At 42.9% G+C, this 729-nt stretch carries 1 pseudogene; it reads left to right on the plus strand.

The features are described 5' to 3' along the window. Positions 1-729: pseudogene (locus HMPREF2603_RS13415) on the plus strand (hypothetical protein); the annotation flags it as partial.

A 729-nucleotide genomic window follows, 5' to 3' on the forward strand; every position in this document is an offset into this window, starting at 1 on the left:
GTACTACAGTCACAATCGCAAAAGGTGAAAAAGGCGATAAAGGTGATACTGGTGCGAATGGTGCAGACGGAACATCCGTGACAGTTAAATCTTCTGAAGTTCAACCAGATGGCAGCACGAAAGTTGTCTTCTCAGATGGCCATGAAGTAACAATCCCTAAAGCACAAGACGGTAAATCAATTACAGTTGATAAAACTGCCCCTGATGCTGAAGGTAATATTGTTGTGACATTCTCAGATGGTTCATCAGTCACAATTCCAAAAGGTGCGAAAGGTGATACTGGTGCACAAGGTGAAGCAGGTAAAGATGCGACACCATTAACAGTTACAGGTTCAACGCAAACACCTGATGGCAATACTGAAGTGACATTCAGTGACGGATCTAAAGTCGTTATTCCAAAAGCGAAAGATGGCGCAGACGGTAAGTCTATTACGGTTCAAGGCACTGAAAAAACACCAGAAGGCGATACTAAAGTAACGTTCTCAGATGGTACTTCAATCACAATCGCAAAAGGCGATAAAGGTGACGCAGGTGCACAAGGTGAAGCAGGTCAAAACGGTGCGGATGGTAAATCAATTACGGTTCAAAGTGTTCAACCTGATAAAGATGGCAACACAGAAATCACATTCAATGATGGATCTAAAGTCGTTATTCCAAAAGCGAAAGACGGCGTGGACGGTAAGTCAATCACAATTACTGAAACAGCTGTTCAACCAGATGGTTCAACAA

The organism is Staphylococcus sp. HMSC055C03 (genome assembly GCF_001809385.1).
GTDB lineage: Bacteria > Bacillota > Bacilli > Staphylococcales > Staphylococcaceae > Staphylococcus > Staphylococcus simulans.